General features: G+C 68.4%; 18 protein-coding genes. 2 read left to right on the top strand and 16 right to left on the bottom strand.

The window, feature by feature from the left end:
- Positions 1–20: 20 nt before the first annotated feature.
- On the bottom strand, positions 21–431 hold the full coding sequence (locus ACOCEP_RS23195; protein WP_482331093.1) for a polyketide cyclase / dehydrase and lipid transport: 411 nt from the start codon (positions 429–431) through the stop codon (positions 21–23).
- Between the two features lie 125 nt (positions 432–556).
- Here ACOCEP_RS23195 and ACOCEP_RS23190 point away from each other — a divergent pair, with 125 nt between their 5' ends.
- Complete coding sequence (locus ACOCEP_RS23190) at positions 557–2,347, top strand: AMP-dependent synthetase/ligase (RefSeq protein WP_482331092.1); 1,791 nt, start codon at positions 557–559, stop codon at positions 2,345–2,347.
- Between the two features lie 213 nt (positions 2,348–2,560).
- On the opposite strand, the gene ACOCEP_RS23185 is transcribed toward ACOCEP_RS23190, so the two are convergent.
- The 3 genes from ACOCEP_RS23185 to ACOCEP_RS23175 form a co-directional block, all read right to left on the bottom strand.
- Positions 2,561–3,655: an FAD-dependent oxidoreductase gene (locus tag ACOCEP_RS23185; protein WP_482331091.1), complete on the bottom strand. Its 1,095-nt coding sequence runs from the start codon at positions 3,653–3,655 to the stop codon at positions 2,561–2,563.
- Positions 3,656–3,720: 65 nt separating this feature from the next.
- Positions 3,721–4,665: a ferritin-like domain-containing protein gene (locus ACOCEP_RS23180; RefSeq protein WP_482331090.1), complete on the bottom strand. Its 945-nt coding sequence runs from the start codon at positions 4,663–4,665 to the stop codon at positions 3,721–3,723.
- Between the two features lie 144 nt (positions 4,666–4,809).
- Complete coding sequence (locus ACOCEP_RS23175) at positions 4,810–6,054, bottom strand: aspartate aminotransferase type Ic (RefSeq protein WP_482331088.1); 1,245 nt, start codon at positions 6,052–6,054, stop codon at positions 4,810–4,812.
- 177 nt (positions 6,055–6,231) lie between these two features.
- Between ACOCEP_RS23175 and ACOCEP_RS23170 the strand changes: the two genes are divergently transcribed.
- On the top strand, positions 6,232–6,735 hold the full coding sequence (locus tag ACOCEP_RS23170; RefSeq protein ID WP_482331087.1) for a hypothetical protein: 504 nt from the start codon (positions 6,232–6,234) through the stop codon (positions 6,733–6,735).
- Here the strand turns inward: ACOCEP_RS23170 and ACOCEP_RS23165 are convergent, their stop codons facing one another.
- From ACOCEP_RS23165 to ACOCEP_RS23110, 12 genes are all read right to left on the bottom strand, one after another.
- On the bottom strand, positions 6,736–7,230 hold the full coding sequence (locus tag ACOCEP_RS23165; protein WP_482331086.1) for a hypothetical protein: 495 nt from the start codon (positions 7,228–7,230) through the stop codon (positions 6,736–6,738).
- The gene (locus tag ACOCEP_RS23160; protein ID WP_482331085.1) at positions 7,227–7,715 is read right to left on the bottom strand and encodes a hypothetical protein; all 489 of its coding nucleotides are present in this window, start codon (positions 7,713–7,715) and stop codon (positions 7,227–7,229) included. Before ACOCEP_RS23160 ends, ACOCEP_RS23165 begins: the two co-directional genes overlap by 4 nt.
- Positions 7,715–8,950 (bottom strand): MCE family protein, encoded by a 1,236-nt coding sequence (locus ACOCEP_RS23155; RefSeq protein WP_482331084.1) that lies wholly within the window; start codon positions 8,948–8,950, stop codon positions 7,715–7,717. Before ACOCEP_RS23155 ends, ACOCEP_RS23160 begins: the two co-directional genes overlap by 1 nt.
- Complete coding sequence (locus ACOCEP_RS23150; protein WP_482331083.1) at positions 8,947–10,152, bottom strand: MCE family protein; 1,206 nt, start codon at positions 10,150–10,152, stop codon at positions 8,947–8,949. Before ACOCEP_RS23150 ends, ACOCEP_RS23155 begins: the two co-directional genes overlap by 4 nt.
- On the bottom strand, positions 10,149–11,330 hold the full coding sequence (locus ACOCEP_RS23145) for an MCE family protein (protein ID WP_482331082.1): 1,182 nt from the start codon (positions 11,328–11,330) through the stop codon (positions 10,149–10,151). Before ACOCEP_RS23145 ends, ACOCEP_RS23150 begins: the two co-directional genes overlap by 4 nt.
- Positions 11,327–12,358: an MCE family protein gene (locus tag ACOCEP_RS23140; protein ID WP_482331081.1), complete on the bottom strand. Its 1,032-nt coding sequence runs from the start codon at positions 12,356–12,358 to the stop codon at positions 11,327–11,329. Before ACOCEP_RS23140 ends, ACOCEP_RS23145 begins: the two co-directional genes overlap by 4 nt.
- A complete protein-coding gene (locus tag ACOCEP_RS23135) occupies positions 12,355–13,392 on the bottom strand; it encodes an MCE family protein (RefSeq protein ID WP_482331080.1) in 1,038 nt (345 codons plus the stop codon). The genes ACOCEP_RS23140 and ACOCEP_RS23135 overlap by 4 nt, the downstream gene beginning before the upstream one ends.
- Before the next feature lie 301 nt (positions 13,393–13,693).
- Positions 13,694–15,028, bottom strand: coding sequence for an MCE family protein (locus tag ACOCEP_RS23130; RefSeq protein ID WP_482331079.1), 1,335 nt, complete (start codon positions 15,026–15,028; stop codon positions 13,694–13,696).
- Positions 15,025–15,873 (bottom strand): MlaE family ABC transporter permease, encoded by an 849-nt coding sequence (locus tag ACOCEP_RS23125; RefSeq protein WP_034322613.1) that lies wholly within the window; start codon positions 15,871–15,873, stop codon positions 15,025–15,027. Before ACOCEP_RS23125 ends, ACOCEP_RS23130 begins: the two co-directional genes overlap by 4 nt.
- 1 nt (position 15,874) lies before the next feature.
- A complete protein-coding gene (locus ACOCEP_RS23120; protein WP_125675589.1) occupies positions 15,875–16,660 on the bottom strand; it encodes an MlaE family ABC transporter permease in 786 nt (261 codons plus the stop codon).
- 90 nt (positions 16,661–16,750) lie between these two features.
- Positions 16,751–17,512, bottom strand: a complete 762-nt coding sequence (locus ACOCEP_RS23115) for a glucose 1-dehydrogenase (protein WP_482331078.1) — start codon at positions 17,510–17,512, stop codon at positions 16,751–16,753.
- A gap of 17 nt (positions 17,513–17,529) precedes the next feature.
- Complete coding sequence (locus ACOCEP_RS23110) at positions 17,530–18,414, bottom strand: 3-oxoacyl-ACP reductase (RefSeq protein ID WP_482331077.1); 885 nt, start codon at positions 18,412–18,414, stop codon at positions 17,530–17,532.
- Positions 18,415–18,447 lie beyond the last annotated feature (33 nt).

The raw sequence follows: 18,447 nt of genomic DNA, 5'->3' as shown, positions 1-18,447 counted from the left end.
TCTCCCCTGTGTTCCCGTGCCTACCGAGCCCGGGGGCCGACCCCGGGCTCGCGCCCGTCCTCCAGGACCTCTTTGAGCCCGAGCGCGATCGCCTTGGCGGCACGGGCCCTGCGGTCGAACTCCCGCCGCAGGTCACGGGCCTGGAGCGGACGAGGTTCCCCGTCCGGGCCGGCGGGAGTGGCACGCAGGAAGTAGTGCAGCAGGGTGCCGTCGAGCACCGGCTCGAGCCAGACCTCCATGGTACCGATCAAGGCACCGCGCACGGTCCAGCGCAATCCTTGGTCCCCGCGGTCGGTGTAGACCTCCAGGACGAGGTCCGGCCAGTAACGTGACCAAGATCGCGGATCGGCGAAAGCGGCGGCCACGGTGGAGGGCGGGACCACGAGGAAGGTCTCGTCGACGATGTCGAGAGCTGGCGGCGCCTGGTTCACAGCGGCAGAATGTCATGCCCTGGGTATGGCCGATCCGTCAGCATGGTCTTAAGGTGCACGGCACGCTAAGTTGACTGGCGGGTAACACCGGTCACACCACTTGCACGCGAACACGGAGGTTCCTCGTGCGCGAATACAGCGCCCCCGCCGCCACTCCGGTGAACGACGACGAAAATCTCGCCGACGTCGTCTGGGCGAACGCCGAGCGGTTCTCCGATGTGGTGAGTTTCCGCCGGCAGGTAGACGGTACCTGGTTGGACGTCACCGCCAAAGACTTCGCCGCCCAGGTTCTGGCCGTGGCCAAGGGAATGGCCGAGGCGGGCATCGCTCCGGGCGACCGGATCGGGCTCATGTCCAAGACCCGCTACGAGTGGACCCTGATCGATTTCGCGATCTGGGCCGCCGGCGCGGTCACCGTCCCGATCTACGACACGTCCTCGGCCGAGCAGGTCCACTGGATCCTCTCGGACTCGGCCGCGAAGGCCGTGTTCGTCGAGACCGACGACCACGTCGCGACGCTGGAAACCGTCAAGGGCCGTCTCGACGCGCTCGAGCACACCTGGCAGATCGAGGCGGGCGCCGTCGACCGGCTCACCGAGCAGGGCGCCGGGCTGAGCGACGACGACCTGCACGAGCGGCGCCGCACGGTGAAGGCCGGCGACCTGGCCACGATCGTGTACACCTCGGGGACGACCGGCCGCCCCAAGGGCGTCGAGCTGACCCACCGGAACCTCCTCGCCGAGATCCGCGCCGACATCGCCGCGTTCCCGCAGCTGATGGAGCAGGGCAACTCGCTGCTGGTGTTCCTGCCGCTCGCGCACGTCCTCGCCCGCGCCATCGCGGTGACCGCGCTCAGCGCGCGGGTGACCCTCGGGCACACCTCGGACGTCAAGAACCTCGTAGCCGACCTCGGCACTTTCCGGCCGACGTTCGTCGTCGCCGTGCCGCGGGTGTTCGAGAAGGTCTACAACGGCGCGAAGCAGAAGGCGCACGGTGACGGCAAGGGCAAGATCTTCGACGCCGCCGAAGCCACCGCCGTCGCGTACAGCCAGGCCCAGGACACCGGCGGCGCCGGGCTGGGCCTCAAGATCAAGCACGCGCTGTTCGACAAGCTGGTGTTCACCAAGCTGCGCGCGGCCCTCGGCGGCCGGTGCGTGGCCGCGGTGTCCGGTGGTGCCCCGCTCGGCGTGCGGCTCGCGCACTTCTTCCGCGGCATCGGGGTCCCGGTGTTCGAGGGCTACGGCCTGACCGAGACGTCCGCGGCCGCCTGCGTCGGCACCCAGGACGGGTTCCGCGTCGGCACCGTGGGCCGTCCGGTCGCCGGCACCTCGGTGCGGATCGCCGACGACGGCGAGATCCTGCTCAAGGGCGACGTCGTGTTCGGCGGATACTTCAACAACGCCGAAGCGACCGCGGAAGCGCTCGAGGACGGCTGGTTCCACACCGGCGACCTCGGCGAGCTGGACAGCGACGGGTTCCTGAAGATCACCGGGCGCAAGAAGGAGATCATCGTGACCGCGGGCGGCAAGAACGTCGCCCCGTCCGGGCTCGAAGACACCATCAAGGCGAGCCCGCTGGTCAGCCAGGCGATGGTCGTCGGCGACCAGCGGCCGTTCATCGGCGCGCTGATCACCATCGACGAGGAGTACTTCCCGTCGTGGAAGTCGCAGCACGGCAAGCCCGCCGACGCGTCGGTGTCCGATCTGGCCGACGACTCCGAGCTCCGCGCGGAGATCCAGACGGCTGTCGATCAGGCTAACAGCGCGGTTTCGCAGGCCGAGGCGATCAAGAAGTTCACGATCCTCTCGAAGGACTTCACCGAGGCCGGGGGCGAGATCACGCCGAGCCTGAAGCTGAAGCGCAACATCGTGAACAAGAACTACGCGACCGACATCGAAGCCCTGTACAAGAAGTAGGCCAAAGTACGTGAAGGCCCCCTTCACTGCGCTAGACGCAGTGAAGGGGGCCTTCACGTACCTGAGCGGGCCAGGCTGGGTGTTGCGAAAGCCACTTTCGCAACGTTGAAGGTTGCGAAAGTGGCTTTCGCAACGCTCCCGACGATCATCCACTGTGGACAGAGCCGCCCCGAAGGGCTTCAGGACGCCCCGCCTGCGCGGCGAAAGCGTCCTTCAGCCGATCTTCGCGTCCCAGTCGATGTGGTGCCGGTAAAGCCAGTTCCGGTCCCGGTCGGAAGTCGTCCCCGACGACACCGCCGCGCTGCCGGCCACCAGCTCCTCCACCCGCGCCCGCCGCAGCCGCTCATAGGCCGCGAAAGCCGTTGGCGCGTCGGGGAGATCCCGCAAACACTGCGCCAGGACGACGCTGTCCTCCAACGCCATCGACGCGCCCTGCCCCGCGGCGGGCGACGCCGCGTGCGCCGCGTCGCCCACGAGGACCATCGACTCGGTGAACCACACCGGCGTCGAGGGGACGTCGTAGGAATGCCCGCCGAAGACGTCGTCTCCGGTGGACTGGATGATTTCCGCGGCGGGCAACGGTTCCCCCTCGAAAGCGGCGAACGCGGCCGAGCGCCATTCTGCCGATGTCAGGCCGGAGCGCACGCCCTCGGCCGTGGGAAGCCGCGCGAACCAGTACGTCGCGCCGTCGGGCGTGCTCGTGTAGCCGAAGAAGGCGTGCAGGCTCTGAATCATCCGATAGAGGGACGGCGCCCGCGGGATGTCCGGGTCGGTCGTGTAGCCGTAGACGACGTCGAGTCCCGTCGAACGCGGCGGAGGGCAGTCCGGGTCGATGATGGTGCGGACGACCGAGCGCAGCCCGTCGGCGCCGATCAGGATGTCGCCTTCGGCCACCGAACCGTCCTCGAAACGAGCCACCCCCGGCGACGCGGAAACCAGCCGTTTCCCGCGCTCGAAGGCGATTCCGCGCGAGATCGCCTCTTCTTGCAGCGCGCGATAAAGGGCCGCCCGCGTCATCGTGCGCGGCCCGGCGAGACCGTCGATCTCGAAGGAACGCCGTTCGACCGTCCGCCCGTCCGGGGTCACGAGTTCCAGGCCCACCGCCTCGAAGGAGTTGTCGATCACCGGCGCCTCGGCGCCGATCGCGCGCAGGGCGTCCATGCCGTTGTGCATGATCGTCAGGAACGCGCCCGCGTCCTCGCCGCCGGACGGATACGCCTCGTGGACGCTCGCCTCGATCCCGGCCCGGCGCAACGCCATCGCGGTCACCGTGCCGGAGATACCGCCGCCGATGATGACTGCCTTCACCGCTGACCCCCTGTCGTGTCGCCGTCACCCGAACCTACCGGGAAACGGCGACACGACAGAGAGGGTCACGCGCCGCCGCTGGCGACGATGTCGCCGTTGACCCCCTTGGGGAAGAACCCACCCTCCTTCACCGGGCCGGGGTTCAGGTAGACGACGTTCAGCACCCGGTCGGCGCCGCGGCCGAAGCAGATGCCGTTGGCGTCGGCGGGCACGATGTTGGCCTGGTTGCCGAGCAGGATGCCCTGATCGCCGTCGCCCGGGCCGTCGAGGGTGTCGCGGGCGTTGGAGATCTTGGCCGCCGCGTCACCGAGGCCCCGGTCGAACAGCGAGGTCCGGATGGTGGCGGCATGGTAGGCCTCGGCGGCCAGGATGCCCGCGGCCGCGTCCAGGAACGTCTTGTTGGTGATCAGCGGGGCGGCGCCCTTGTAGGCCGTCACGCCGACGTCCTCGAACAGGAACGCCGCCAGCAGGAAGTTCTTCTCGTTGGCGAACGGGTCGAACTGCTGGTATTCGCTGATCAGCCCGGCGGCGCGGGCGGCGGCCGTGAAGCTGTTCTTCAGGTCGATCTCGGGCCGCGACACCGCGGCCTCGCCCAGGGCGCCGCGCAGGAACTTGACGTGCGCGACCTCGTCGCCCGCGATCTCCTTCGCGAACTGGTGCAGCGTCTTGTCGTGGAACATCACCTTCTTGCCGCCGACGACGCCACCCTGGGCGCCGACACCGCCGGTGAGGTCGTCCGGCAGCCCGCGGCCGTGGACGGCGAAGGAGTAGAACTCGGCTTCGAGGTACTCCAGGTTGAGCGCGAAGTTGAGCACGGCCGCGTCGCTGGGGGCGGCGGCCGCGGCGGCGTCACCCGTGGCCGAAGCCGACGAAGTGGCCTGGACCCCGAGGTAGGTCGCGCCGACGACACCGAGCCCCGCCGCGCCCGCGGCCTTCAGGAACCGGCGGCGATCCGTGCGGTTCTGGGCGCTGCGGGAGATCAGGGTACGAACGAAGGGCTTTCCGAACACGAGTGGTTCCTCTCGTCTTTGCGGTGCACACCCACCCACTCGGACGTTCGGAACCACCCGTGACCCGGATTGGAGAAGATCTCGAACTTGTTTCTTCGTCGCCGCGCCTGTGCGCCTGATCCGTGAAGGCCGCCTTACGGCTACTTATTCCTTCGTCGCCGCGGCGAGGCGAACGCAGACCGCGAGCCCGCGGATGGCCTCTTCCACCTCGGCCAGCTCGGGGTACGTCGGCGCGATGCGGATGACGGCGTCCTCGGGGTCGTCGCCGTACGGGTGGGTCGCGCCGGCCGGGGTCAGGGCGATCCCCGCCTCCTTGGCCAGCCGCACGACCTCCTTGGCGGTCCCGGACGGCACGGTCAGCGAGATGAAGTACCCGCCGGTCGGCTTGGTCCAGGACGCGAGGCCCGATTCGCCCAGTTCCTTCGTGAGGATCTCGTCGACGGCCGCGAACTTCGGCCCGATGAGCTCGGCGTGCTTGCGCATGTGCTCGCGGACGCCGTCCTCGTCGCGCAGGAACAGCGCGTGACGGAGCTGGTTGACCTTGTCCGGGCCGATGGTCCGCTTGCCGATGAGGCCGGTCCACCAGGCCAGGTTCGCCTCGGACGCGCCGAAGAAGCCGACGCCGCCACCCGCGTAGGTGACCTTCGAGGTGGAGCCGAAGACGAACACGCGGTCGGCGTTGCCCGCCTCGGTGGCCAGCGCGAGCAGGTCGGCCAGCTGCGCCTCGTCCTCGGTCAGGTGGTGCACGGCGTAGGCGTTGTCCCAGAAGATCCGGAAGTCCGGGGCGGCCGTGGTCATCGTCGCCAGGCGGCGCACGGTGTCGTCGCTGTAGGTGACGCCGGTCGGGTTGCTGTACTTCGGCACGCACCAGATGCCCTTGACCGCGGCGTCCTCGGCGACGAGGCGCTCGACGACCGCCATGTCCGGGCCGGTCTCGGTGAGCGGCACCTGGATCAGCTCGATCCCGAAGCGCTCGGCCAGCGCGAAGTGGCGGTCGTAGCCCGGCACGGGGCAGAGGAACTTGACGCTCGGCTCGTCGGCCCAGCGGCGCTCGGCGCCCGGCAGCTTGCTGAGGAAGGCCTGCACGATCGAGTCGTGCATCAGCTCCAGGCTGGAGTTGCCCGCGGCCAGCAGCTGCTCGGCCGGGACCTGCAGCGGTCCGGCGAAGATGCGGCGGAGCTCGGGCAGGCCCTTGAGGCCGCCGTAGTTGCGGACGTCCGTGCCGTCTTCGGCCTTGCGCACGTCTCCGGGGAGGGCGAGCAGCCCGTCGGCGAGGTCCAGCTGGCGAGGGGACGGCTTGCCGCGGGTGATGTCCAGGGAGAGGCCACGGTCGACGAGGGCCGCGTAGTCGCGGCGGGCGCTCTCGACATCGACAGGTGCAGTGGTCATGCCTAACGCTAAACCCGGCGGCGTCCCGGCGTGAGACGAGGGTGGCCCTAGGCCCCGCGCCCACAAGATCCGATAACGGTTCCGACGTCTTTTTCATCGTTCGTAACGAGGCCAAATCCCCTATTGCCCCGCCGTCTTTTCCCGCATTCTCGGCAGTACGAGGAAAAGGGGAGAGAAATGGGAGCGAAGAAATGGGCGGCGATGACGCTGATGGCGGCGGGCACGCTGGCCGCGTGCGCGGTACCGAATCAGGGAACGGCGGCTCCGGCCGTCGCGGTGGCCCCTCCGCCGAACACGATCGTGATCCAGCCACCCGCCGTCGCGGCCCCGCCGCAAACGGTTTACGTCGCACCGCCCGCGACGCAGACCGTCTATCCCGTACCGTCGGTTCCCGTCGCGCAAACGGTGATCGCCTTCTACGACGCGATCAACCGGCGTGATTTCCTCACCGCGTGGAATCTCGGTGGGCAACGGCTGGCGAAAGGCGGAACCTTCGCATCCTGGTCCAGTGGGTACACGACGACTTCGTGGGCCGCGGTCACCGTGCGGAGCGTGCGCGGGAACACCGTGTACGTCGACCTTTCGGCCCGGCAGACCGATGGCTCGCTGCGTACTTTTTCCGGTTCCTACACCGTTTCCGGCGGCGTGATCACCGCCGCGAACATGAAACGCGTCTCCTGATCACAGCGGGATGAGCTGAGAGATCTTCCATCGGCCGTCGATCCGCACCGCCGCGACCGAAAGCTGGGACACCGACGACTGCGGGGCACCACCGCCCGCGGTGAGCGTCTGCTGGTCGAGGAACAGCAGCACTTCCGCCTGATCACCGCGCAGGGACCGGACGCCCAGCGACCGCACCGTCGTCGTGCGCACCAGCTTCCCTTCCTCGGCACGCTTCCGTGCCGACGCGAACTGGTCCCGGTACTGGCCGGTCGCCTCGCCGGTCAGCACGTCGCCCGCGGCCCGCTCCGTGCGCGCGAGGTTGCTGTAGTCGTAGGAGAAAACGGCCTTCACCCCGGCACCGACCTGATCCGCGACCTCGGCCGTGGCGGCCTGGTCCACCAGGGCCGCGTTTCCGTCCGAGCCCAGCGAGGACGCCTGGAAGCCGAACCACACCGCGCAGCCGGTGGCCACCACGATGATCGCGAGCAGGATCCGCGGGACGCGTCCGGTCATGATCCCGCCGCCTGGACCGCGCTGACCTTCCAGCCGCCTTCGACCCGCTGGTAGTCCACGGTCAGCCTGCTCACCTTGGGCGCGGCCGAGCCACCGCCGGTGCTGACCCGCACGTCCAGCACGGCCATCAGCCGCGCCGTCCCGGCCACGGCGTCGAGTTCGGTGACCGCGGCCTGTTTGAGCTCGGCGGTGGCGACGGTCTTGCTCGCGGTCGCCCGGTCGATCTGGATCTGCCGGTCGCCGGTGAGATCCTTGCCGAGCCGTCCCGTGGTGACACCGAGCCAGCGGTCGACGTCCTGGGCGCCGCTGCGGTAGTCGATCGTGTTGAGCACTTCGAGCTGGCCGGACGCGGCGGCCAGGACGGCCTCACGCTCACGGCCCCTTGCCAAGCCATCATCGCCCGCGGCGCTCCACCACGACCAGCCGAACCAGGCGGCCGCGAGGACCGCCAGCGCGGCCACGACGGTGAGGGCGCGGGTGAGCACTACTTACCGCCCAGCAACGCGCCGAGTCCGCCGGGGGCGGTTCCGGAGAGCAGGCTCAGCACGCCCGGCAGCTGAGCGGATTCCGCCGCCTGCGGGGTCTGCTTCGGCCGCTCCGGGACCGCGGGCGGTTTTCCGGCGTACGGGGCGTTCTGTGAGCCTCGCACGCCGGTCGGGCTCCCTGGCGGCTCGGCGCAGTACGCCTGGGTGTTCACCGGCGCCTCGGTGGTGTCGTTGGCAGGACGCTGCTTCGTGCCCTCGTACCCCTTCGTGCACGAGACCGGGTCGAAGAAGTTGAACACCACACCCAGGTGACCGGTGCCGTCCGGCGACGTCGAGCGCGAGAACGCCGAGATGATCGGGTACGCGACGAGCAGTTCCTCGATCGCGTCGGTACGGGCGGAGGTGATCTGGGCCGTCGTGAGCGTGTTCGCGAACAGCACCCCGAGGTCGGTCCCGGACACCGCGAGCACGTCGCTGATCTGGCGGCTCAGCTTCGGCGCCTCGTCGATCACGCGGCGCAGGTCCGGGTCGGAGGTCTTCAGCTGCGCGGCGATCGTCTTGAGCCCGCTGGAGAACTGGGTGATGTTGTCGGCCTGCCGCCGTTGGGTGTCCAGGACCGTCCGGGAGTTGGCGAGCAGGCCCTGGGTGTCGGGCAGGTACTGCGTCGCGGTCGCGGTGAGCGAACCGGTGCTGTTCAGCAGCTGCCGCAGATCCGGGCCGGCGTTCGCGAACGCCTCGTAGGTCTCGTCGACGACGGTCTTCAGCGATTCCGGTTTCACACTCGACACCAGTTTGTCCAAATTGGACAACACGGTCTCCGGCCCGAGCGGGATCGAGGTCTTGTCGCGTTTGATGACCGAACCCTCGGCGAGGTACGGCCCGTTCTCGTGCATGGGCAGCAGATCGACGTACTGCTCCCCCACCGCCGACCGGTTCGCGACCGCGGCCTTGGTGTCCGCGGGGATCTTCGGCGCGCCCGAATCGATGTCGAGACCGAGGTCGATACCGTGTTCGGTGAGCGTCATCGACGCGACCTTGCCGACCGCGACACCGCGATAGGAGACCTCGGCGTTGACGAAGATCCCGCCGGAGTCCGCGAGCTGCGCGGTGACGAGGTAGCCACGGGTGCCGAAAAGCCGGTCCAGCCCGGCGTACTTGCCGCCCGCGTAGACGACCGAAACCACCGCGATGACGACGAACGCCGCCAGCTGGATCCTGGTCTTGCGGGTGATCATCTGCCACCTCCGAGCAGCGGCCCGAGGATCCCGCCCAGTACGTCGCCGAGCACATCCCCCTGCGGTGTCTGCGGAGCCTGCGGGAGATCCCCGGCGGGGAGCGGCAGCACCGGTGGCGCGGCACCGGTGTTGAACGGGATCGCGCCGGGCGTGCCTGTGCCCTGCGTGCCCGGCAGCTGGATGATCGGCTGCGACGAGTTGTTCATGTTCTCCAGGAACGTGTCCAGCTTCAGGTCGATCTTCGCTTCGACGTTCGCGTAGTCGCCCTTGATCACGTTGCCCGCGTAGTCCGGGAACGGGTACGTGAGCAGGATCCGCAGCGCCGTCGGCAGGTCCTGGCCCGCCTCGGTCAGTTTCTTCAGCGTGGGCTGCAACGCGCGCAGGTTCGCCACCAGCGTGTCCTTGCTCGCGTTGATCGTCTCGGTGGCGACACCGGAAAGGGTGTTGAGCGACTGGAGCATGCCGACGAGCTGATCCCGTTGCTCGGTCACGACCTTGAGCCCCGGCGAGAGGTTGTCCAGCGCGTTCGTGAGGTTCTGCGTCTGGCCGACGAGGGTCTTGGACAGCTTGTCGAGACCGTCGATCGCGCGCAGGATCTCGCCCTTGTGCCCGTCGAGTTCGGTGGCGATCTTGTCCACTTGGGACAGCAGGGAGCGGACCTCGGCCTCGTTTCCGGTGAGCGCTTCGTTGAGTTCGTGGCTGATCTTCTGGATCTGCTCGACCCCGCCGCCGTTGAGCAGCAGGGAAAGCGCGCCGAGGACCTCTTCGACCTCGGGGTTGCGGTTCGTGCGGTCCAGCGGGATCTTCGCGCCCTCGGCGAGGGTCCCCTCGGGTTTCTCGGGGGCGTGCAGGTCGACGAACTTCTCCCCGAGCAGGCTCGACTGCCGCAGCTCGGCGCGCGTGTTCGCGGGCAGCGCGATGTCGCCGTTGACGACCATGCTCACCCACGCCGAGCGCGTGTCCGGCGCGAGATCGATCTTCTCGACCCGGCCGACCGGGACGTCGTTGACCTTCACGCTCGCCTGCGGCACGAGGTCGAGGACGTCGGAGAACTGCGCGGTGAGCCGGTACGGATGGTCACCGAGATCCGCACCGCCCGGCAAGGGCGTGTTGTACAGACCCGAGAAACCGCCGTCACTGCAGCCGGCGAGAACGAGGACGCCCGCCATCACTCCCGCGATCTTCTGCCGCTGCCGCTTCATTTCGGGATCCCCTTGGTCATGACGTCGACGAGCGGGAGCGGCAGCGGCGGCAGCTCGCCGCTCTGCAGCGACGCCAGCACCTGCGGGACCGACGGGAGTTTCAGCGTGCCGTCGAGGACGGGTGCGAGCTGCTTGCAGATGGTGCCCAGCGCGTCCGGGATCGGCTTCGGTGTGCTCGCGCTGATCAGGCGGCACACGGTCAGGATCGGCGGATGCGTCAGCTCGTTCAGGTTGTCCCGCACCGCGATCGTGCCGGACGCCGCGTCGTAGGAGTTGATGAAGTTGGTCGCCCCGGTCGGCGCGATGTCGATCACCTCGGCGAGCGAGGCCCGCTGGTCCACGAGCACCTTGGTCAACCCGGCCAGCTTGTCCACATTGGACGAGAGGAGATCCTTGTTCTCCGCGACGAACTTCTCGACGTCGCCCATCGCCGTCGCCAGTGAGTTCAGCGCGGCGCCGACGTCGGCGGAATCCGCGGCCAGGAAACCGCTGACGTCCGCGGCACGGCGGTAGAACTCGTTGAGCTGCTTGTCGCTTTCGGCCAGCGCGCCGGTGAAGGAGTTCAGGTTCCGCACGGTGGTGAACAGGTCGCCCTTCGAGCTGTCCAAGGTCTTGGCCAGTTCGGACAACCGCGTCACCGTGGTGTTGAGGTTCTTCCCGTTGCCGGCGAGGTTCGCCGCCGCGGTGTCGAGCACGTCGGACAGCGCGCCGTTCTTGTTGGCACCGTTGGGTCCGAGGCTGGTCGAGAGCTTGTCGAGACTGGTGTAGAGGTCGTCGAGCTCGGCGGGCGTCGCCGTCTTCTCCTTGGCGATCACCGTGTCCGTCGCCATTTCGGGGCCGCTCTCATACGCCGGGGTCAGCTGGACGTACCGGTCGCTGACCAGGCTCGGCGCGACGACGACGGCGCCCGCGTCGGCGGGGATCGGGGTGTCGCCGTCGATCCGCATGTCGACCCGGACCGCTTCGCCTTGCGGGGTCACGCCGGTGATCTCCCCGACCTTCACGCCGAGCACCCGGACCGACGAACCCGCGTAGAGCCCGACGGTCTTGCCGAAGTAGGCGCTGATCCGCGTCCCGCCCGGTTCCTTGAACACCAGCCACAGCCCGGCGGTCAGGAGCAGCACGAGGACGCAGGCGAACACGACCCAGTCGTAGACCGTGCGGGTGCGCGCGCTCATCGTCCGCCCACCCCCTGGTTCGGCGCCGCGATCGGCGGAGTGCAGCCCTCCGGGTTGACCTGGAACGCGCCCGCGATGATCGTCGGCGGCAGCAGCCCGCACAGATAGCCCTCGAACCAGCGCCCGTTGCCGGTCGCGTTGGCGCCGACGCGGGCGAACGGCGCCATCAGCGCGAGGCTGCGGCTGAGGTTGTCCTGGTTGCGCTGCAGGATGTCGGTGACCTTGCCGAGTTTCTCCAGCGTCGGCTTCAGCTGTTGCCGGTTGTCGGCGACGAGACCGGACAGCTGCGCGGAAACCTGTTGCGTGCCCTTGAGCAAGGTGCTGATCGCGTCCTTCCGGTTCTGCAGTTCGGCGAGCAGGAGATTGCCGTCGTCGAGGATCCGTTTCAGCTGGGCGTTGCGGTCGGACAGTGTCTTGGACACCTTGCTCGTGTTGGCCAGCAACGTCTTCAGGTCACCGTCGCGTGAGGACACCGTCTTGGACAAGGACGAGAGGCCGCTCAGCGCGTCCTTGAGGTACTGCGGGCTGTCCTTGAGCGCGTCCGAAAGGACGGTGAAACTCGTCGCCAGCTGTGCCGTGTCGATGTCGCCGACCGTGCCCGACAGCTCTTGGAACGCGTCCTGCAGCTCGAACGGTGTCCGCGTGCGGTCGAGCCCGATGGTGGTGTTCGGATCCTGGTTCGCCGTGCCCTTCGGCGTGAGGGCGAGGAACTTCTCGCCCAGCAGTGTCTTGATCTCGATCGACGCGGCGGTCGCGTCGCCGACCCGCACGTCCTTGACCCGGAACTTGACCAGCACCTTCTTGCCGGCCAGCTCCACCGAGCTGACCTGGCCGACCTTGACCCCGGCGACCTGGACCTCGTTGTCCGGTGCCAGCCCGGCCGACTCGCCGAAGTACGCGGAGTACGTCGTCCCGCTGCCGAACAACGGGATCCGGTCGGAGAAGTAGGTCGTCGCCGTGATCAGCACGATCAGGATCAGGGTCACGCCGCCGACCACGGCCTGGTTGCGTTCCTTGAGCGGCTTCACGGCCCGCACCTCTCCGGTCGCTGCGTGCCGGGCAGCGGCGTGATCGGCAGTTCGATGTCGAGCGACTTGATGCCGATGCTGCCGGAGATCCCGCACAGGTAGTAGTTGAACCAGCTGCCGTAGCTCAGCGTCCTGGTGAACTTCTGCAGGTTGCCCGGCAGCACCTGCAGGAGATGGTCGAGCAGCTGTTCCGAATCGCCCAGGTTCTGCGACAGCGCGCCGAGCTGGACGACGTCGTCCTTGAGGGCGGGCCGCGCGTCGGCGAGCAGGCCGGTCGTGGCGACGGTGAGGTCGCCGAGGGCCTTGACCGCCTCTCCGATCGGCTGCCGCTGCTCGGAAAGCCCGGTGACCAGCCGCTGGGTCTGGTCGATCAGCTCGCCCAGCTGCGGCGAGCGCCGCTCGACGGTGCCGAGCACGGTGTTGAGGTTCGCGATGACCTCGCCGATGATCTTGTCCTTGCCCGCGATGGCCGACGTGACCGAGGCGGTGTGCGCGAGCAGGCTGGTGATCGTGCCGCCCTCGCCCTGGAAGACCTGGATGATCTCGTAGGAGAGCTTGTTGACGTCCGCGGGGTTCAGCGCGCGGAAGAGCGGTTTGAACCCGTTGAACAGCACGGTCAGGTTCAGCGCCGGTTTGGTGCGTTCGGGCGGGATGACCCCGCCGCGCGGCAACGACTTCTCGTCCCCGATATCCGTGCCGAGCGAGAGATACCGCTGGCCGACGAGGTTGCGGTACTTGATGGTCGCGGTCACCGACGCGGGCAGCCGGTGCGAGGTCTGGACGTCGAAATGGACCTGGGCGAAGCTCTTCTCGCCCTCTTCTACCTCGATCTTGCCGACCTGGCCGACCTTCACGCCGACGATGCGGACGTCGTCGCCCTCCTTGAGCCCGGACGCGTCGGTGAACTTGGCCGTGTAGCCCGAGGTCTCGCCGAAGTTGGTGTTCGCGATGGTGGCGCCGAGGATCGCGGTGAGCAGCACCGTCACGACCGCGAAGACGAGGATCTTGACCAAGTCGGGGACGAAGGACCTCATCGGGCGCCCCTCCCGTCTCGTGAGTGGCTAGGACGGTTAGAACCGTCATTACCGCTCACGAGGCCCCAGCGTGTCCGGTCGCTTCCTGCCGTCGCGGGCCGAGCACGTTGCGAAAGCCACTTTCGCAACATTGAAGGTTGCGAAAGTGGCTTTCGCAACGTCGGCCGGGCGACCGGCGGGCAGCCGGGGGTCACGCCCGCACCCATCACGCGCGTGTCGCGAAAGCCACTTTCGGGACACCAGAGGTCTCGAAAGTGCCTTTCGCGACGTGGCCCGGCGCCCGGCGAGCTCGGCACGGTCCTCATCGCAGCTCCACCTCCGCCCCGCGGTACAGCGGCCCCACCAGCAGACTCCCCCAGTTCGGCACCTGGTCCGGCGTCGTGCCCATCGCCGGCGACACGAGCAGATCGATCAGCCGCTGCTCGTCCGGCGAGTTCACCACCGAGCCGCCCGCGTTCCCGCCCGCGGGAATGGTCCCGTTCGACGGCAGCCTGCCGTCGGGGTCGCGCGGCGGCGCCGGCTTCGAGGATCCGTCGTCGATGGCGCCGTCCGGCGGGTATTGCGGCCAGCGGCCCGGCGGCGGCACCTCCGGGTAGCACCGCGGGCCGCGTTTGTCGTTGTACTTCGGCTCGTCGACGCCGGGCAGGTACTTGCCCCGGCTCGGCGTGAACTCGATCGTCACCCGGCTGACCTCGGGATGCGCGGTGCCCTTGCCGAACGCGAGTTCCGCGCGCGGCACCGATCCGGCGAGCTGTTTGAGCAGGCACGGGTATTCCGGCGCGTATTTCGCGAGGACGTCCAAAGTGGGCTGCAGGTTGGTGGTGAGGCGGATCAGGTTGTCCTGGTTGACTTTCAGGAAGCTCGTCAGATCGATCGAGGCCGCGGTCACCGTCGAGTAGACGTCGGCGAGCCCGCGCTGGCTCTCGACCAGGGTTTTGCTCGTGGTGGTCAGATCCGAAAGCGCGGCCAGCAGATCCGGCGCGGCCTTGTCGTAGATCGCGGCGGCGTCGGCGACGCCGGTGATGTCGGCCTTGAGATCCGGCAGCGACGGGTTCACCTTGCCGAGGTAATCCGAAAGCCCCGCCATCGTCGCGCCGAGCTGCTTGCCCTGACCGTCCAAAGCGGACGCGACGGCGTTGAGCGTGCTGGCCATCTTCTCCGGCTGGACGGCCTGCAGCAACGGCATCACGTTGCCGAGCACGGTTTCCAGCTCGATCGCGCTGCTGCTGCGGTCCTGCGGGATGACGTCGCCCTCACCGATGGGTCGTTCCGGCTTCTCCGGCACCTGCAGAGCGACATACCGCTCGCCGAACAACGTCTTCGGCAGCAGCCGCGCGGACACGTTGGACGGGATGACCGACGTCTTGTCCGGCTGCAGCGCCAGATCCATCGTCGCGCGGTCACCGTGGGCCTGGATCGCCCGGACCTCGCCGACGACCATCCCGCGCACCTTGACGTCCGCGCCTTCGCGCATCTGGTTGCCGATGCGGTCGGTCTCCAGTTTCACCAGGGTCACCGAGGTGAAGGCTTTCTGATAGAAGGCGATGGTGGTGACGAAGAACAGCACGACGACCACGAGGAAGATCAGCCCCAGCACCTGGTGCCGGAGCCGCCGCAGCAGAATCCCCCTGTTCACCCGGAAATCCTCACCGTCGTCGTGGCGCCCCAGATCGCGAGGCTGAGGAAGAAGTCGAGGACCGAGATCAGCACGATCGACGTCCGCACCGCGCGCCCGACCGCGACGCCGACCCCGGCCGGCCCACCGCTGGCGGTGTAGCCGTAGTAGCAGTGCGAAAGGATCACGAGCACGCTGAAGATGATCACCTTGAGGAACGACCAGAGCACGTCCTCGGGCGGCAGGAACAGCGTGAAGTAATGGTCGTAGGTGCCCGCGGACTGGCCGTAGAGCCAGATGGTGATCTGCCGCGAGGCGAGGTACGACGAAAGCAGGCCGACGGCGTAGAGCGGGATGACCGCGGTGACGCCGGCGATCACCCGGGTCGTCACGAGATACGGCAGGCTCGGCACGCCCATCACTTCGAGCGCGTCGATCTCCTCGGAGATCTTCATCGCGCCCAGTTGCGCGGTGAACCCACAGCCGACAGTGGCCGAAAGCGCGAGCCCGGCCGAAAGCGGCGCGACCTCGCGGGTGTTGAAGTAGGCCGAGATGAACCCGGTCAGCGCGGCGGTGCCGAGCTGGTTCAGCGCCGAATAGCCCTGCAGGCCGACGATGAGACCGGTGAACAGCGTCATCCCGATCATCACGCCGAGCGTCCCGCCGATCACCGCGAGCGCGCCGGTGCCGAAGCTGACCTCGGTCAGCAGGCGGAAGATCTCGCGGCCGTAGCGCCGGATCGTGCGCGGGGTCCAAGCCAGCGCGCGGAAGTAGAACGACAGCTGGCCGCCGAAGCCTTCCAGCATCGCGCCGGGACGCGCGATGATTTCGAGCGTCCGGTCGGAGACAGCGGGTTCGCCTGCCATGTCACATCGCCTTCGGCGGGACGATCCGCAGGTAGATCGCGGTCAGCACGACGTTGATCAGGAACAGCAGCAGGAACGTGATGACCACGGCCTGGTTCACCGCGTCGCCGACGCCCTTCGGCCCGCCCGCCGGGTTCAGCCCGCGGAACGCCGCGACCACCCCGGCGACGAAACCGTAGAGAAGCGCCTTGATCTCGCTGATCCACAGATCCGGCACCTGCGCGAGGGCGTTGAAGCTGGCGAGGTACGCGCCCGGTGTGCCGCCCTGCATGACGACGTTGAAGAAGTAGCCGCCGAGCACGCCGACGACGCTGACCAAACCGTTCAGCAGCACCGAAACCACGATCGCGGCGAGCACGCGGGGCACGATCAGGCGCTGGATCGGATTGACCCCGAGGACTTCCATCGCGTCGATCTCTTCGCGGATCTTGCGGGCGCCGATGTCGGCGCAGACCGCGCTGCCGCCCGCGCCCGCCACCAGCAGCGCGGTGATCAGCGGGCTCGCCTGCTGCACGATCGCGAGCGCGCTCGCCGCGCCGGTGAACGACTGCGCGCCGATCTGCTGCGTCAGCGAACCCAGCTGCAAGGCGATGACGGCACCGAACGGGATCGCGACCAGCGCCGTGGGCAGGATGGTGACACTGGCGAAGAACCAGCATTGCTGGATCCATTCGCGGAACTGGAACGGTCGCTTGAAGATCGCGCGCAGGACCTCCCACGACAGCGTCGCGAGCCTGCCGACCTGTGTGAGCGCACCCGTACCGGGGACGGACACCGTCGCTCCCACAGAACCTCCCAGTCGCTGCCCCGAGTCTTACTCCACCTGTCAACGCCCCATTGCGTTAGCGGTGTTCACTTTGCTCTCGGCACCTCCGCCTTAAATCTTGAGGGCGTGCGTCGCGGTCGCGCCGCCGTCGGCGACGAACTCCGCGCCCGTGCAGTACGAACTTTCGTCACTGGCCAGGAACAGCACGAGTTTCGCGATGTCCTCCGGCTGCCCGACCCGGCCCAGGGCGACCTTCTTGCCCACCCACGACATGTCGACTTTCTGCCCGCCCGCGGCGGCCGCGACCATCGGGGTGTCGATCGCACCTGGATGGACCGAGTTGACCCGGATGTTCTTCGCGCCGAGTTCGAGCGCGGCGACCTTGGTCATGCCGCGGATCGCGAACTTGCTCGCGGTGTAGGCGACGAGGAACGGCATCCCGGCGAGCCCTTCGACTGAGGACACGTTGACGATGGAGCCGCCTCCGGCCCCGGTCATCGGTTCAACGACCGAGCGCATCCCGAGAAACCCCCCGATCTGATTGACCCGGACGACGCGCTCGTAGTCGGCGAGCGTGGTCTTGCCCAATTCCGAGAAGTGCAGGATGCCCGCGTTGTTGACCAGCACGGTCGGCGGGCCGAACTCCGCGTGGGTGCGCTCGATCGCCGCGTCCCATTCGGCTTCGTCGCCGACGTCGAGATGCTGGTAGACGGCCGCTTCGCCGAGGTCGGCGGCGAGTTTCTTGCCGTCGAGGTCGTTGATGTCGGCGATCACCACGCGCGCGCCCTCGGCGACGAACAGCCGCGCGGCCGCCTCGCCCTGCCCGCGGGCGCCGCCGGTGATCAGCGCTACCTTGCCGTCGAGCCTGCCCATTCGTCATCTCCTCCGGTTCACGGCAGCGACATGATCTCGGACGCGGAGAACATCCGTTCCGGGTCGCGGTCGGCGAAGTAGCCGCCCACGCTGGTGGTGAGTTCTTCAGCGGTCCAGGTGCCGTTGACGGTGTCGAACCGCTGTTCCACCGACGGCGGCCGCATCAGCGCGACCATCCCGCCGTAGACGAGGAACACCTGGCCGTTGACGCGATCGGCGTCCGGCGAGCAGAGGAAGGACACGAACGGCGCGACATGGTCGACCGACAGCGGGTCGATCCCTTCCGGCGCGTCCGCGCCGAAGACCCCTTCGGTCATCGCCGTGCGGGCGCGCGGGCAGATCGCGTTGGCGCGGACGCCATAGCGGGACAGGCCGCGCGCGGTGGAGACGGTGAGCGCGGCGATGCCCGCCTTGGCCGCGCCGTAGTTCGGCTGGCCGGGGGCGCCGAGCAGGAACGACTCCGACGCGGTGTTGACCACGCGGCCGTACACCGGCGCGCCGTCCACTTTGGACTTGTCACGCCAGTACGCCCCGGCGTTGCGCGAAAGCAGGAAATGACCGCGCAGATGGACGCGGAGCACGGTGTCCCATTCGTCGTCGGTCATCGAGAACAGCATCCGGTCTCGCAGCACGCCCGCGTTGTTGACCAGCACGTGCAGCCCGCCGAAGTGGTCGACGGCGGCGGTGAGCAGCGCGTCCGCCGTCGCGGACTCCGACACGTCGCCGGTGACCGCGATGGCCTTGCCGCCCTCGGCCTCGATCTCGTCGGCCACCGCCTGCGCGGCGACGGACACGTCGTTGACCACCACAGACGCTCCCGCGGCGGCCAGCGCCAGCGCCTCGGCCCGGCCGAGTCCCGCGCCGGCCCCGGTCACGATGGCCGTCTTGCCGTCCAAACTCACTCCGGGCCTCCTTGCCTCTCCGCACACACTAGA

This window comes from Amycolatopsis sp. CA-211722 (assembly GCF_056828465.1).
Note: the sequence above shows the minus strand (reverse complement) of the source record. Positions and strands in the feature narration are given on the sequence as shown.